The sequence below is a fragment of the Chryseobacterium sp. JM1 genome (genome assembly GCF_000737715.1).
In the GTDB taxonomy this organism is placed as follows: Bacteria; Bacteroidota; Bacteroidia; order Flavobacteriales; family Weeksellaceae; genus Chryseobacterium.
In genome coordinates, this window is sequence record NZ_JPRN01000020.1 from 1 (window position 1) to 15,941 (window position 15,941).

General features: G+C 37.8%; 16 protein-coding genes. 9 read left to right on the plus strand and 7 right to left on the minus strand.

The features are described from left to right. Positions 1-258: 258 nt before the first annotated feature. Positions 259-1,266 (minus strand): dipeptidase, encoded by a 1,008-nt coding sequence (locus tag IW22_RS21675; RefSeq protein WP_228384087.1) that lies wholly within the window; start codon positions 1,264-1,266, stop codon positions 259-261. Positions 1,267-1,494: 228 nt separating this feature from the next. On the opposite strand from IW22_RS21675, the gene thrS reads away from it, so the two are divergent. The 9 genes from thrS (at position 1,495) to IW22_RS21720 (ending at position 11,041) form a co-directional block, all read left to right on the plus strand. Then, positions 1,495-3,414 (plus strand): threonine--tRNA ligase, encoded by a 1,920-nt coding sequence (gene thrS / locus IW22_RS21680; protein WP_034731213.1) that lies wholly within the window; start codon positions 1,495-1,497, stop codon positions 3,412-3,414. 199 nt (positions 3,415-3,613) lie between these two features. Further along, complete coding sequence (gene infC, locus IW22_RS21685; protein ID WP_175548907.1) at positions 3,614-4,114, plus strand: translation initiation factor IF-3; 501 nt, start codon at positions 3,614-3,616, stop codon at positions 4,112-4,114. A 599-nt stretch (positions 4,115-4,713) separates the two neighbouring features. Beyond that, complete coding sequence (locus IW22_RS21690; protein WP_034731215.1) at positions 4,714-5,535, plus strand: alpha/beta fold hydrolase; 822 nt, start codon at positions 4,714-4,716, stop codon at positions 5,533-5,535. A gap of 187 nt (positions 5,536-5,722) precedes the next feature. Next, positions 5,723-6,295 (plus strand): hypothetical protein, encoded by a 573-nt coding sequence (locus IW22_RS21695; protein ID WP_034731218.1) that lies wholly within the window; start codon positions 5,723-5,725, stop codon positions 6,293-6,295. A gap of 181 nt (positions 6,296-6,476) precedes the next feature. Then, the gene (gene rpmI, locus IW22_RS21700; RefSeq protein WP_034705991.1) at positions 6,477-6,674 is read left to right on the plus strand and encodes a 50S ribosomal protein L35; all 198 of its coding nucleotides are present in this window, start codon (positions 6,477-6,479) and stop codon (positions 6,672-6,674) included. Positions 6,675-6,795: 121 nt separating this feature from the next. Next, the gene (gene rplT / locus IW22_RS21705; RefSeq protein ID WP_034705993.1) at positions 6,796-7,140 is read left to right on the plus strand and encodes a 50S ribosomal protein L20; all 345 of its coding nucleotides are present in this window, start codon (positions 6,796-6,798) and stop codon (positions 7,138-7,140) included. Between the two features lie 237 nt (positions 7,141-7,377). Continuing rightward, positions 7,378-8,553 (plus strand): M28 family peptidase, encoded by a 1,176-nt coding sequence (locus IW22_RS21710; protein WP_034731221.1) that lies wholly within the window; start codon positions 7,378-7,380, stop codon positions 8,551-8,553. A 34-nt stretch (positions 8,554-8,587) separates the two neighbouring features. Then, on the plus strand, positions 8,588-9,769 hold the full coding sequence (locus tag IW22_RS21715; RefSeq protein WP_034731224.1) for a M28 family peptidase: 1,182 nt from the start codon (positions 8,588-8,590) through the stop codon (positions 9,767-9,769). Between the two features lie 84 nt (positions 9,770-9,853). Then, positions 9,854-11,041 (plus strand): M28 family peptidase, encoded by a 1,188-nt coding sequence (locus IW22_RS21720; protein WP_034731227.1) that lies wholly within the window; start codon positions 9,854-9,856, stop codon positions 11,039-11,041. A 141-nt stretch (positions 11,042-11,182) separates the two neighbouring features. Here IW22_RS21720 and hisIE read toward each other — a convergent pair whose 3' ends face one another. The 6 genes from hisIE to hisC are packed head-to-tail and all read right to left on the minus strand — an operon-like array spanning position 11,183 to position 15,939. Next, entirely contained in the window at positions 11,183-11,770 is a 588-nt protein-coding gene (gene hisIE / locus IW22_RS21725; RefSeq protein WP_034731231.1) for a bifunctional phosphoribosyl-AMP cyclohydrolase/phosphoribosyl-ATP diphosphatase HisIE, read from the minus strand. Further along, entirely contained in the window at positions 11,767-12,519 is a 753-nt protein-coding gene (gene hisF / locus IW22_RS21730) for an imidazole glycerol phosphate synthase subunit HisF (protein WP_034731234.1), read from the minus strand. Before hisF ends, hisIE begins: the two co-directional genes overlap by 4 nt. Further along, a complete protein-coding gene (hisA, locus tag IW22_RS21735; protein ID WP_034731319.1) occupies positions 12,512-13,234 on the minus strand; it encodes a 1-(5-phosphoribosyl)-5-[(5-phosphoribosylamino)methylideneamino]imidazole-4-carboxamide isomerase in 723 nt (240 codons plus the stop codon). Before hisA ends, hisF begins: the two co-directional genes overlap by 8 nt. A 3-nt stretch (positions 13,235-13,237) precedes the next feature. After that, complete coding sequence (gene hisH / locus IW22_RS21740) at positions 13,238-13,816, minus strand: imidazole glycerol phosphate synthase subunit HisH (RefSeq protein WP_034731240.1); 579 nt, start codon at positions 13,814-13,816, stop codon at positions 13,238-13,240. Beyond that, the gene (gene hisB, locus IW22_RS21745; RefSeq protein WP_034731243.1) at positions 13,817-14,911 is read right to left on the minus strand and encodes a bifunctional histidinol-phosphatase/imidazoleglycerol-phosphate dehydratase HisB; all 1,095 of its coding nucleotides are present in this window, start codon (positions 14,909-14,911) and stop codon (positions 13,817-13,819) included. It lies immediately after the preceding gene. Next, positions 14,908-15,939, minus strand: a complete 1,032-nt coding sequence (hisC, locus tag IW22_RS21750) for a histidinol-phosphate transaminase (RefSeq protein ID WP_034731245.1) — start codon at positions 15,937-15,939, stop codon at positions 14,908-14,910. Before hisC ends, hisB begins: the two co-directional genes overlap by 4 nt. Between the last annotated feature and the right edge of the window lie 2 nt (positions 15,940-15,941).

Here is a 15,941-nt window from a genome sequence, read left to right on the forward strand (position 1 = left end):
TCTTAGAGAATATTATTTAAGAAAGGTAGCTGAGGGAAAAAATAAAATGCTGGTACTGAATAATGTGAGAAATAAAATTATCCATAGGGCTTTTGCCGTTATCAATAAACAAAAGCCCTATGAAAAAAATTATATAAATAATTTGGTAACGTCATAGAAATCAGCCACCAATTGGAATACCAGTTATTCCTTGAAATATTCATTTGAAATACAGCATAATGGTGGCTGAGGAACTTGAAGCCACCATTTCCTTATATTCTATATCCTTTCAATAAAATTCAAAGCATTTTTATAGCTGATCTTTTCCATCAATTCTGTGGAGAAGTCTCTTTCAATTCTCGCGTTGATTGAATTCAAAACTGAAGCATCATCATATCCTTCAAAGAAAATCGGGAAACGGGACTTATCAGGATGGTTTTTACAAAAGAAAAAATCGGCACCGTAGGCAATGGCATCTTCTCCTCCCAGATCCAGTCCGTACTGAACGTGTTCATACAATACCTCAGGATTGGTTTCATCTACACAGTTTCGGATGAAATTCAGGCCAATCAGTCCTTTTCTTTTGATCACTTCTTTCGCCAGTTCATCAGGAAGGTTTCTGTTTTTGTCATGAACCACACGGTAATTGGAATGACTGGCCAGAATAGGAATATTGTAATTTTTCTGGTCTATATAATTAAGAATGCCATAAGCCAACTGATCACTTGTATGTGCAAGATCAATAGGAATTCTCTTGTCTGAAATATAATCGATCAGGACTTTTCCATCTTCTTTTAATCCGGCATCCGAATTGTTGCCGCCTCCAAAACGGTTTTCGGTGTGATGGGTAATTCCAAGATAAACAATTTTCTGTGTTTTTTCAATCATCGCATCCAGATTTTTAAACCCGAAATCCAGGGAATCATCTTCTCCACAAAACCCCGAAGCATTTTCAATAGAAGCGATCACTCCCACCCTGTTTTCATTCTCAGGATTTTTATAGTTTTCGCCTTCAAACAGGAAGAAATTTTCATTTTTCAACAGATCAGAAAAGAGTTCAGCCTGCCTCGCTCCAAAAGCCGTACTACCGGCTCCGGTTGCTGAATAAATAGCCATCACCTGGAGTTTTACATGGCCTTCTTTCAAATAAGGAAGCGAACATCCCAGCTCTTTATCATCAATTGTAGCGCCCGGGCTTAATAAATGGCATAACAGATCGCAGTGCAGATCAATATTAAAGTTTCTCATATCATCGTACATTTTATCATTTCTTTCTCTCAAATTCATATAGGATTTTAAATCGAATCAATCTCATTTCCAAAGCCTTATTGTTGCAAAATATTAAAAATTGCAGGGGTCTTTTTTTATGAAAAATTTAAATTGGGAAGGAATACATTTAAAATCATGAATCGAAATTTGGAGATTCAACCGTAATTCTTATTTCAAATATACTTTAAAAATAGCATATTATTTAAAAAATGCGTATTTTTGCAACTTAAAATTTCTTAGTAAACAATGATAAAAATTACACTTCCAGACAATAGTGTCAAAGAATTCGAAGGAGAAGTTACTCCTTTAGATGTGGCAAAATCTATCAGTGAGGGATTGGCTAGAAATACCATTTCCGCAGTTGTAAACGGCAAACAAGTAGAAACGACCACACCTATAACCACGGATTCAACGGTACAATTGTTAACATGGAATGATGATCTTGGAAAGAAAGCCTTCTGGCACTCTTCTGCCCACTTGCTGGCGCAGGCTATCCTTGAATTTTATCCTAATGCTAAGCTGACGATCGGACCTGCTATTGATAGTGGATTCTATTATGATGTAGATTTCGGGGACGAGAATTTATCGGAAAAGGATTTCGAGAAGATTGAAAAGAAAGTTCTGGAAAATGCCAAGAAAGGTTCAACATTCGCTCTATACCCTGTTTCTAAAGAAGAAGCATTAAAAACATATGCAGATAACCCTTACAAAGTAGAGCTTATCTCAAATCTTAATGATGGAGAAATCACTTTCGTAACTCACGATAACTTCACCGATTTATGTCGTGGAGGTCATATTCCTAACACAGGAATCGTGAAAGCGGTTAAGATTCTAAATGCAGCCGGAGCTTACTGGAGAGGAAATGAAAAAAATCCTCAGCTGACAAGAGTTTACGGTATTTCTTTCCCTAAACAGAAAGAACTTACTGAATATCTTGAAAGACTGGAAGAAGCTAAAAGAAGAGACCACAGAAAACTGGGTAAAGAACTTGGAATTTTTGCTTTCTCTGAAAAGGTAGGTGCTGGTCTTCCCTTATGGTTGCCAAAAGGGACTGCTTTAAGAAGAAAATTAGAGAATTTCCTTTCTGATGCTCAGAAAAAAGGAGGTTACGAATTTGTAATGTCTCCGCATATCGGGTCAAAAGAACTGTATGTAACTTCAGGACACTGGGATAAATACGGTGCAGACAGCTTCCAGCCGATTAAAACTCCAAATGAAGGAGAAGAATTCATGCTGAAGCCAATGAACTGCCCTCACCACTGTGAGATCTACAAAACTTCACAATGGAGCTACAGAGATCTTCCGAAGAGATATGCAGAATTCGGTACGGTTTACAGATATGAGCAAAGTGGAGAGCTTCACGGATTGACAAGAGTTCGTGGATTTACTCAGGATGATGCTCACCTTTTCTGTACTCCGGATCAGCTTTCAGAGGAATTTGAAAAAGTAATTGATTTAACGCTTTATGTGTTCAAATCATTAGGTTTTGAAGATTTTGTGACTCAGGTTTCATTGAGAGATCCTGATAACAGAGAAAAATATATCGGTTCTGATGAAAATTGGGAGAAAGCCGAAAACGCCATCATCAATGCGGCAGAGAAAAAAGGATTGAAGACTATCGTGGAATATGGCGAAGCTGCATTCTACGGTCCGAAACTGGATTTCATGGTAAAAGATGCTTTGGGAAGAAAATGGCAGCTGGGAACAATCCAGGTAGATTACAACTTACCGGAAAGATTTGATCTTCACTATATCGGAAGCGATAATGAGAAGCACAGACCGGTGATGATCCACAGAGCGCCATTCGGTTCTATGGAGCGTTTTATCGCGATCCTGCTTGAGAATACGGCCGGTGATTTCCCGTTATGGCTAAGCCCGGATCAGTTCACTATTCTACCAATCAGTGAAAAGTACGTAGATTATGCAAAAAAAGTTTCACAATTTTTGGAAAATCACGATATTAGCGGTCTGATTGACGACAGAAATGAGAAAACAGGAAAAAAAATCCGTGATGCGGAATTGAAGAAGATCCCATTCATGCTGGTTGTAGGTGAAAATGAAGAAAAGGAAGGCACAATTTCTGTAAGAAGACGTGGCGAAGGTGACCTTGGAACCATGAATATGGAAGATTTTGTAGCTTACTTTAAAAAAGAAGCAGCGATATAAAATTTAAATTATTAAAAGATTTAAGAATTTAAAAAATTTAAAGATTATTGAGTTTAGATTAATCTTTAAATGATTTGAATTTTTTAATCTTTAAATTTAGAAAGATAGATAAGTAATTAACCAATAAAATTATAATACAATAGCACAAAGATTTAACAACAGGGGCCCACAGAGACGTCCTGTACAGGAGGACTTACACTTGATCAACGATAAAATTCGTGTGAGAGAGCTTCGTTTAGTGGGCGATAACGTAGAGCCGGGAATTTTTCCAATCGACAAAGCAAGACAACTTGCTACGGAACAAGAATTGGATTTAGTAGTAATTTCGGATAAGGCTGAACCTTTCATTGCAAGGATATTAGACTATAAAAAGTTTTTATACGAGCAAAAGAAAAAGCAGAAGGAACTAAAAGCTAAGCAAATAAAAGTGGTTGTCAAGGAGATCCGTTTCGGACCTCAGACAGATGATCATGATTATGAATTTAAGAAGAAACATGCTGAGAAATTCCTTGAAGAAGGGTCAAAATTGAAAACCTACGTATTTTTTAAGGGACGTTCAATTATCTTTAAAGACCAGGGAGAAATTTTGCTTCTAAAACTTGCTCAGGAACTGGAGCACGTTGGAAAAGTAGATCAGCTGCCTAAGCTTGAAGGAAAGAGAATGATCATGATGATGAGTCCTAAAAAACCAGCTAAATAGTTTTAACAGATGTACTATCTGTTTCCTATATATAAAACCTCAAAGAGATTTGAGGTTTTTTATTTTTTATAGATTCCCACTTTCCTTTAATGATAAAAGAGCGGGCTTATTTAATGCAAAGTCTTATCTTGACAGTGAATATTTTGAAGGATGCAAAGAGTAGATCAATTGTATCAATTTATTCAGGTCCTTAACCGTGTGTCAAGGTTTTGAACCTTGACACACGGTTAAAAAATCGCAAAATTTGGGCCTTTGATGTAAACTATTTTTAGAAGTTCACGCATAGATCATTTGCATTGATTTAACTAAGCAACATTTCATTCACCAATAAAAATCAGCAACAAATTCTTTTTGGAATAAAAAATGATACATAAAGAATACAGCCTGCTGAATACCTGATTCTCATTTGCGAAGGTTTGATAAAAAACCAAAGCATTTTGAAAGCGTTCAGCTTCCCGTAAAAACTAAGTTCAGAATTTTAAATTATCATTAAATATTATCCTATATCAATATCCAGTGAAGGATATAAGTATACATTTGCATAGTAATTAACGAACAACATTATTTATTATACTATTAATAACTTAAACAGGAAAACAATGAGCACACTTACATTAAAAGACGGAACGGAAATCTATTACAAAGACTGGGGAAAAGGACAACCTGTATTTTTCCACCACGGATGGCCATTATCCAGTGATGACTGGGACACGCAGATGTTATTCTTTTTAGAAAAAGGATACAGAGTGATTGCCCATGACAGAAGAGGTCACGGAAGATCTGAACAGACTCCTGAAGGACACAATATGGATACTTATGCATCGGATGTTGACGAAATTGTAACCGCATTAAACCTTACCGATGTGATCCACGTAGGACATTCTACAGGAGGTGGTGAAGTGATCCGATATGTAGCACAACACGGAAAAGGAAGAGTGGCAAAAGCTGTTTTAATAAGTGCCGTAACTCCAATTATGGTTCAAAACGAAAACAACCCAAATGGTGTCCCTATTGCAGTTTTTGACGATATCCGTAACAATACTGCTAATCACAGACAACAATTCTATATCGATATCACCTTCCCTTTTTACGGATACAACAGAGAAGGCGCTAAAGTTTCCGAAGGCATCCAGAGAAACTGGTGGAGACAGGGAATGATGGGATCTATCAAAGCTCATTATGACTGTGTTAAAGCCTTTTCTGAAACCGATTTTACAGAAGATCTTAAAAATACCGAAGTTCCTGTTTTGGTATTGCACGGTGAAGATGACCAAATCGTTCCTTTTGAAACTACCGGCAAAGTGGCCGTTACCCTTCTTAAAAACGGTAAATTAATTTCTTATCCCGGATTTCCACACGGAATGCCAACGACAGAAGCAGAAACAATCAATAAAGATTTATTATCATTTTTTCAATCATAATAAATTTGTACTATAAAATTTTGAAACCGCCATTTAAAACAATGGCGGCTTTTTATTTAATTACACTTAAAAGTGTCTTAAATAAAATCTACAACTACCATTAATAAATAGTTTAATACAATTTATTTAATCTCATATTTGTGATTTAACATTCCATTTTCTATATTTGTAGTGTTAAATTATACTAATGAAAATTAAATTACTGACTTTATTAAGTCTTCCGGTGCTTCTTGCATCTTGTGCTCAGGATGATGTTCTTGATAGCACGAATATGAACGCACAAGCTGAAAAGCATACTACTCTTGATAAAAGCAATACATCCCGTGGTATTCTGGATCTCAACCGTTATAAGCTTTTAAAGGAAAGCACCAATCATCCTCAGGTATTAGAAGCGGGACAATCCATCAGCATGGAATATAACGGCAGTACTTACCGATTCATTATGCAGACGGATAATAATCTGGTATTATACAGAGAAAGACCAGGGCTTAATACTGTCATCTGGCATTCAAATACATACAGAAGCTCAGGTACTCCAAGGCTTATTGTACAAAACGATGGAAATATGGTTATTTACAGGGACGGAAATCCTCTTTGGAGCTCCAATACGGCAGTTAATTATCATGTTGCTAATCCGCATGTGAAGCTTCAGCTCTATTCAAGAACAGGAGCAGCAATTGAATCAGGATTCAGAATTAAAGTTATTTTAGGTGGAAATAATGAAGAAAGAAACGACATCATCGTTGAAGACTTCTTATAAAACCTAATTTTTCACTCACAGCCGTTTCTTACCAGAGGCGGCTTTTTCATATCTATGATAAAATCACAGATAATGAAAGTTTGGATTAATTTTTTTTGTATCTTTGCCAACTGTAATTCCTGAGTATTACAAAGGAATCAAGGACAAGATATTGATAACAAAACAATAAAAAAGCAGAACAATGCCAAAATTAAAAACGAAATCAGGTGCTAAAAAGCGTTTTAAACTTACCGGAACTGGGAAGATTAAAAGAAAAAATGCTTTCAAAAGCCACATCTTAACTAAGAAAGAAACTAAGCAGAAGAGAAATCTTACGCAGACTTCTTATGTTTCCGCTGTGGATACAAAAAGCGTTCTACGTCAATTAGCAATTAAGTAGTTTTTATAAATCTATATTCGGTTTATAAGAATTCAAAACAAATTCAACAATTTAACCCTGAAATGGAGCCACTAAGAGTAATGAAACAATTGCCGCACATTTCAAAAAAACAATTTAAATTATGCCAAGATCAGTAAATGCAGTAGCTTCAAGAGCTCGCAGAAAGAAAATTATTAAGCAAGCTAAAGGTTTTTTCGGTAGAAGAAAGAACGTTTGGACTGTAGCTAAAAACGCGGTAGAAAAAGCAATGCAATATGCTTACCGTGGAAGAAAAGAGAAAAAGAGAAACTTCAGATCACTTTGGATTACTCGTATCAACGCGGGTGCCAGAGAACATGGAATGTCTTACTCTCAATTTATGGGAGCTCTTAAAAAGAACAACGTTGAGCTTAACAGAAAAGTTTTAGCTGATTTAGCAATGAATCACCCTGAAGCTTTCAAAGCAGTTGTAGATCAAGTAAAATAATGTAGAATTTTTTGTTATCAATATAATCCCGGGCTTTGCTCGGGATTTTTTTTGTTTTCAGTAATGCTAATTATTATTTTTCACTAAAAATCATATATAATAGATTAAATTTCATTACTTTAAATCAATCGAAAAAAATAAAGTCATATAAGTGAATTTTCCTTTTTGCATAAAATAAAATTGGTTTTTATTATCTACATTTGTTGAATTATTAAATCTTTAAAACTTTAGTGAAAAGTGAAAAAAATAACGACTGTTTTACTCCTTTCTTTATCAGCTTATAGCCTTCAGGGCCAGAATTTTATACAGGCTTATCAAACCAGGGTTGATAAAGTATCTCAAGCCAATATTACATCCAACCTTCAGGGATTTGGAGATCTGGGTATCAAAACTACAGGTTCCACTCAGAACACCAATGCACTGAACTGGCTTAAAGCAAAATATCAAACCTATGGATACAGCGCGAGCCAGATCACCGAAGACAGTTTCACCTATAACGGTAATACTTCCAAAAATTTAATCATCACCAAAACAGGAACTGTCTACCCAAATACCTATGTGATTATTTGTGGTCATTACGATACGGTAAATGGTCCCGGAGTAAGTGACAATGGCAGCGGAACCTCTATTTTGCTGGAAGCGGCAAGGATTCTAAAAGATGTACCTACTGAATATTCCATCAAGTTTATTCACTTTTCCGGAGAGGAACAGGGCTACCTGGGAAGTTCTCACTATGTAAACAATGTTGTTTTTCAGAATAATGCACGCCAGCTCACTCTTAAAGTTGTTTTCAACATCGATCAGGTAGGCGGAAAAATAGGGAATGCAAATACGAATATCAACTGTGAAAGCGATCAGAACGGCCAGTCAGCAAACAATGCAGCTTCATTAGCCATGACCCAGCAGCTGGCTAACTGCACCACTCTATACTCCCCGCTTCAGCCTACGATGTCCTATGCATACAATTCAGATTATATGCCATTTGAAAATAAGGGAGACATTATTACCGGCTTTTATGAAACGACAAGAAGTAATAACGAGCACACTCCCAACGATACTTTTGCCAATGTAGATCCCGTATATGTTTTCAATGCAGGGAAAGCTGCTCTGGGAGCATTGCAACACTTTGCAGTGGCTTCTGCTACAACTTTGAATACAGATGATGTTCAGATTGAAAATTCATTGGAATCTGTCAAAATCTACCCTAATCCGGCACACGATGTACTTCACATTGAACTTCCCAAGAATCACAAAGACTTTAAGGTAGAAATCAGCGATATGAACGGACGATTGATTTTAAATACAGAAAACGAAAAGAAACTGAATACCTCCGGGCTCACCAACGGAACGTATATCGTGACTGTAAAATCTGATCAGAGCAGCGTATCCAGAAAGATCATTATTGAAAAATAAAGAAAACCACACCAAATCCAAAATATAATTTAATATGAAAAAACTAACACCATTTTTATGTACTGCATTAGCGGTGGGGAGCCTCGGTGCCCAAACCCTGATTCAGACTTACAAAAACAGGGCTGATCAGGTTTCCCAAACCAATATCACCACCAATCTTCAGGAATTCTCCAATTTAGGGATCAAAACCACAGGATCTGTGAATAATGCCAATACCCTGATCTGGATCAAAAACAAGTATACGTCTTTCGGATATTCTGCCAGCCAGATTGTGGAAAACCCTTTTACATTTGGAAGCACAAGCTCGAAGAATCTGGTCATTACCAAGACGGGAACACTTTATCCGGATAAATATGTCATTATTTGTGGGCATTATGATACCATCACAGGTCCGGGAACCAGTGACAACGGCAGCGGAACTTCGGTTATCCTGGAGGTGGCGAGAATTCTAAAAGATGTACCTACGGAATATTCTATCAAGTTTATTCATTTCTCCGGAGAAGAACAGGGCTTATATGGAAGTTCCCATTACGCCAATAACATCGCGTACCAAAACGGCGTGAAAAAGCTAGATATCAAGGTGGTATTCAATCTTGATCAGGTAGGTGGCAAGATTGGCAACGTGAATAATAAAATCATCTGTGAAAAAGATACCGGAGGACAGTCAGGAAACAACGCGGCTTCCAATACGATCACGCAGCAACTGGCAACGTGTACTACCCTATACTCTCCTCTTCAAACCAGTATTTCCAATGCCTATTCCTCAGATTATATGCCTTTTGAACAGAAAGGATATGTGATCACAGGTTTTTATGAATACACCAGAAGTTATAATGAACACACGGTCAATGATACATTTGCCAACGTAGATCCGGTATATGTATTTAAAGTTGGAAAAGCGGCTGTGGGCGCTATGCAGCATTTTGCAACGGCATCTACTGCTGCACCAGCTCCGATAGCTAAAGAAAAACTGGTAAAGTCATTAGAAGCTGTAAAAATTTATCCCAATCCAGCTAAAGATATTTTAACGGTTGAGCTGCCTGATTCAAACACAAAAAACTTCACGGTTGAAATTAGTGATCTGTCGGGACAGTCTTTTCTGAAAGAAGAAAACCAGGCTCAGCTTAATATTTCACGTTTAGCGAAAGGAATTTATTTGTGTACAGTGAATGCAGAAGGTTCCAGCGTTACCAGAAAAATTATTATTGAAAAATAACTACAACTTATAAGTCCTGGTTTTTTATCGGGACTTTTTAGTATGCACATTCATCACCAATCACCACACCATAAATTATTTGATATGAAAAAAACAATTACTATCCTGTCGGTTTGTTTAGCAACATTCGGCGGCAAGGCTCAGAGCTTTATTCAGGCTTATCAGGACAGGGCCAATCTGGTTTCACAGACGAATATTACTACGAACTTACAACAGTTTGCGAACTTAGGGATCAAAACCACGGGTTCCACTAATAATGCCAACGCATTAACCTGGCTGAAAAACAAATACACTGCTTTCGGATATTCTGCCAGCCAACTCGTGGAAGATCCTTTTACTTTCGGAAGTACGAGTTCAAAGAATCTTGTGATTACCAAAACGGGAACGCTTTACCCAAACAAATACGTCATTATTTGCGGGCATTTTGACAGTATCAACGGTCCTGGCGTCAATGACAACGGCAGCGGAACTTCTATTATCTTAGAAGCGGCAAGGATCTTAAGAAATATTCCAACTGAATATTCTATCAAATTCATCCATTTCTCCGGAGAGGAACAGGGATTGAGAGGCAGTACCCATTACGTGAACAATGTAGCGTACCAGAACGGTGTACGTGTATTGGATATCAAACTGGTATTCAATCTTGACCAGGTAGGCGGTGTTATGGGCAACAATAACAATACAGTATATTGCGACCAGGATCAGGCCGGACCTACCAGTAATAATGCAGCGGCGGCGGCAGTAACCCAGCAGCTTAGAAACTGTACCACGCTATACTCTCCTCTTCAAACGGCTGTAGACCCTGCAGAAGACACGGATTACATTCCTTTTGAAAGAAAGGGCGAAATCATTACCGGCTTTTTTGAAAGAATAAGAAGTACTTATCCTCATACCTCCAATGATACATTTGCTAATACAGATCCTGTTTATATTTTCAAAATAGGAAAAGCAACCGTTGGAGCGCTGCAGCATTTTGCCGTTGCCACATCCTCGAGCTCGCTTGTTATGAGCACCAAAGAGACCGCTTCCAACAATTCTCTTGAAGAGGTTTCCATTTATCCTAATCCTTCTAAAGACATCATTAATATTGAACTTCCCCGTACAATCAGTAAAGATTTCAGCTTTGAAATTACTGAACTGTCTGGAAAAGTCCTTTTAAAAAAGAACAATGAAACAACAGTCAATATTTCAGGACTGACTGCCGGAGCATACATCGGTGTGATAAAAGCTGATGGTCAGACAGCTGTGAGAAAAATTTTGATTGAAAGATAAAAAAGGAAGGAAGCTGGGAGCCGGAAGAAGGAAGTTATTGAAGCATGAAGGCATAAGACTTTATCATTAATTTAATACGGCTCAGCCTAATTATATAGCAGGAAGGATTTCTTCCTGCTTTTTTCATATAATCTTCTCAATTTATTTATCCCTACTCTGAAGAATCTCCTCAATATCCTCCATAGAAAACCCTTTTGCTTTAAGGAGAATCAGAAAGTGATACATCAAATCTGCGGCTTCGTTTTTAAAAAGATCATCATTATTGTCTTTAGCTTCAATAACGAGTTCTACCGCCTCTTCTCCTACTTTCTGAGCCATCTTGTTGATTCCTCTTTGAAACAGCGAATACGTGTACGAATCTTCAGCCTTACGGTCTATTCTGTCACTTATTTTAGCTTCAAGTTCATACAGAAACCCTTTCGATTCTTTTTCTCCGAAACAACTGAAGCTTCCGGTGTGACAAACCGTATTCTTCGGAACCGCCTGAATGAGTATCGTATCCTGATCACAATCTATACTTATACTTTTTACCGTAAGGAAATTTCCAGATTCTTCACCCTTTGTCCAAAGTCGATTTTTGGAGCGGCTAAAAAAAGTAACAATGCCTTCCTTTTCTGTTTTTTCAAAAGCCTCTTCATTCATATAGCCCAGCATCAATACCTGTTGGGTTCTGCTGTCCTGAATGATCACCGGAACCAGGCCGTTATCTTTATTAAAATCTATTTTCATCGTACAGGAATTTTTTGAATTTTTAATTGTTTTTTTAATTCTTGAACAGGTACTTCATTAAAGTGGAAAATACTGGCTGCCAATGCACCTGTAGCTTTTGTTTCATTAAATACTTTAACAAAGTCATCTGCATTTCCAGCTCCTCCGGAAGCAATTACAGGAATACTGACCGCCTCGGAAACCAGCTTTGTGATGCGAATATCGAAACCATTTTTTGTTCCATCGCCATCCATTGAGGTCAAAAGAATTTCACCGGCTCCTAAAGATACCGCTTCTTTCGCCCACTCTACAGTGTTTAAACTTGTGGCCAGTTTTCCTCCTCTGACATACACCAGATCTGATCCATTGGTAAGTCTCGTGTCAATAGCTACAACGATACACTGGCTTCCAAATTCTTTAGATAATTCTTCAATGAGTTTTGGGTTTTTAACCGCAGAAGAATTGATGCTGATCTTGTCTGCACCAGCTTCCAGAAGCGTTCTGACATCTTCAATAGAAGAAATCCCTCCTCCTACTGTAAACGGAATGCTCAGCTGTGCTGCAATATCTTTCACCAGTCCGGCAAATGTTTTCCGGTCTTCCACCGTTGCCGTAATATCCAGAAAAACCAATTCATCAGCACCTTCCTGCTCATATTTCACTGCGAGCTCAATAGGATCTCCTGCATTGCGTAAGCCTTCAAAATTGACCCCTTTTACCGTTGTTCCGTCTTTAATGTCGAGACATGGAATAATTCTTTTTTTAAGCATTTTCAATAAAATCCTGAAGTTGTTGTAATGTTATTTTTCCCTCGTAAATCGCTTTTCCGATAATCGTTCCCGAGCATCCGATTTCTTTCATTTTGTAGACGTCTTCGATGCACGAAATACCGCCGCTGGCTGTAAGTTTAATCGCTGTTTTCTCCAGAATTTCCTGATATAGATCTGTGGAAGGACCTTCCATCATTCCATCTTTTGAAATATCTGTACAAATGGTCTGAACCACTCCTTTTTCTTTGTAATCCAACAGAAAATCAATGATATCCAAATTACTTTCCTCTTCCCATCCGGACGTTTTTATCTTTCGGTTTTCACAGTCTGCGCCTAAAATAATCTTTTCACTGCCGTATTTTTGGATCATTTCAAAACAGAATTCACGATCCTGTACCGCAATACTTCCAAGGGTGATCTGTTTCGCTCCCGAATTAAAAGCTGTTTCTATATCATTCCAAGTTTTTAATCCGCCGCCAAAATCAATGCGAAGCGATGTTTCCCGGGCAATATTTTCCAATACCTTCTGATTGACAATGTGTTTGGACCTGGCTCCGTCAAGATCTACAAGATGCAGAAACTGAATTCCATAGCTTTCAAATTCTTTGGCCGTTTCTACCGGATCTTCGCTGTATATTTTTTTGGTCGAATAATCTCCTTTTGAAAGACGTACACATTTTCCGTCGATAATATCAATAGCTGGAATAATTTTCATCATTTACAGTTTTATAAAGTTATTTAATATGCTGCTGCCTGCCATTCCTGATTTCTCCGGATGAAACTGTACCGCAAAAAAATTATCCTTCTGCAGCGCTGCACTGAACGGGAGAATATAATCGCATACTGCAACGGTAGAGTCTCCAAGTCCACAATAATAGCTGTGTACAAAATAGACATCATTAGTTTCTTCAATTCCCGAAAACAAAGGGCTTTTAAGATCTGAAAGCGTGTTCCAGCCCATGTGGGGAACCAGATCTTCCGGTGGAAATCTTTTAACATCAACATCAAATATTCCCATTCCTCTTACATTGCCTTCTTCATTATTGCCACACATCAACTGCATCCCCAGACAGATCCCGAGAACAGGCTGTTTCAAAGAAGGAATAAGCGTATCAAGGCCTTTTTCTTTCAATACCTTCATGGTGGAAGAAGCTTCTCCTACGCCCGGAAAAATGACTTTATCTGCCTTCAGGATCAATTCAGGATCATCGGTCACTATCGATTCAATGTTCAGCCGGGACAGTGCGTTCTGGACTGAACTGACATTTCCTCCGTTGTATTTTATTAATGCTATCATCTATAAACTTCCTTTGGTTGATGGTAAATTATAACTGCTATCAGACTGATTCACCGCCATTTTAACAGCTTTTGCAAATGCTTTGAATATCGCTTCTATTTTGTGGTGCTCATTGCCGCCTTCTGCCTTGATATTCAGGTTGGACCGGGAAGAATCTGTAAATGATTTGAAAAAGTGAACAAACATTTCTGTAGGCACATCCCCAATTTTCTCTCTTTTGAAATCAACGTCCCAAACCAGCCAAGGTCTGCCTCCGAAATCTATAGCGGCCTGAGCCAGACAATCGTCCATCGGAAGCAGAAAACCATACCTCTCGATTCCTTTCTTGTTTCCCAGCGCTTTTAAAAAGGCTTCTCCCAAAGCAATTCCTGTATCTTCAATCGTGTGGTGCTCATCGACCTGAAGATCTCCGTTCACTTTAATTTTAATATCTAAATTTCCGTGTCTGGCTATTTGGTCCAGCATATGATCAAAAAAATGAAGCCCGGTTGAAATTTCAGAAACTCCTTTTCCATTGAGATCGATTTCAATATCAATCTCCGTCTCATTGGTTTTTCTGTAGACTTTTGCCTTTCTGGATTCCTGTTTTAAAAAAGAATAAATCCCGTTCCAGCTGTCTGTACTGAGCGTTGCTTCTTCATTAAAGTTTTCATTCAGATAAATAGATTTAGATCCCAAATTTACAGCAAGTTGTACGTCCGTACTTCGATCACCAATTACATATGAATTTTCAAGATCATAATTCCCGTAAATGTATTTTGAAAGCATACCGATTCCGGGTTTTCTGGTAGGTAGATTTTCATGTTCAAAACTTTTGTCAATCAGAATATCGCTGAAAATAATTCCTTCATTTTCGAAAGCTTTCAACATTTTTTCGTGAGGTTTTATAAAATCTTCAAAAGGAAAACTCTCAGTTCCCAAGCCATCCTGATTAGTCACCATCACCAGTTCGTAATCCATTTCTCTCACAATTCTGGCAAGGTTCTGAAAAACTCCCGGATAAAATTCCAGCTTCTCCAGAGCATCTACCTGAAAATCTTCCGGCGGCTCTACGATCAGGGTTCCGTCACGGTCTATGAACAGTACTTTTTTCATGATGCTATTTCTTTTAAAACGTTAATCAATTTTTCATTTTCTTCCCGGTTTCCTACGTTGATTCTGATACAATCCGGAATCGCAGGTGCTCTCTGGCTGGTCAAAACTTCTTCTTCAAGCATTTTCTCATATACTGTTTTCCCGTCTCTCATTTTGATCAGAAAGAAATTGGCGTCTGTCGGAAATACTTTTTCAATGCACGAAACGGTTTTAAACTGTTCTTCCAGCCATACTCTTTCCTGTAAGACATTTTCCACGTTTTCTTTAAGCTTATTTTCATCATCCAGAATACTCAAAATAAGCTCCTGACTCAAAGAATTGACGTTATAAGGCGCTTTTACCGTATTGATAAAACGGATGATCTCTTCGGAAGCGTAAGCTGTTCCTACCCTTGCTCCGGCCGTTCCCCATGCTTTTGAAAAAGTCTGAAGCACAATGACATTAGGATATTGATCCAGCAACTCAATCCCAGATCTGTTACCCGAAAATTCGATATACGCTTCATCAATGACCACGATACCATTAAAATTTTGGATGAAAAACTCGATGTCTTCTACGCTGTTTCCGGTTGGGTTATTCGGAGAACACAGGAAGAAAATTTTAATCTCCCTTTCCTGAGTAATCTTTAGAAAATCATCTTTTACAATTTCAAAATTTTCATCAAGATCAAGCTTAACCACTTCATTTTCATTCACCGTTGCATAGAAACCGTACATCGCAAAAGAAGGATTCATCATCAGAATGGCATCTTTTTTAGGCTCGCAGAAGATTTTAATGATCAGATCAATCAGTTCATCACTTCCGTTTCCTATGGCGATCTGCGTCGGTGAAAGACCTTTAAGATCTGCTAATTTAGCTTTAAGCTTTTTCTGAGACGAATCCGGGTATCTGTTGAACTCCCCAAACGGACATTCATTGGCATCCAGCAACACCGGAGCATTGAACTCATTGTGATCTCGGAAGCTGATATAAGGCTGTAATTTTAATATATTTTCTCTTACTAAACTGTTGGTATTGAATTCTTTCATTG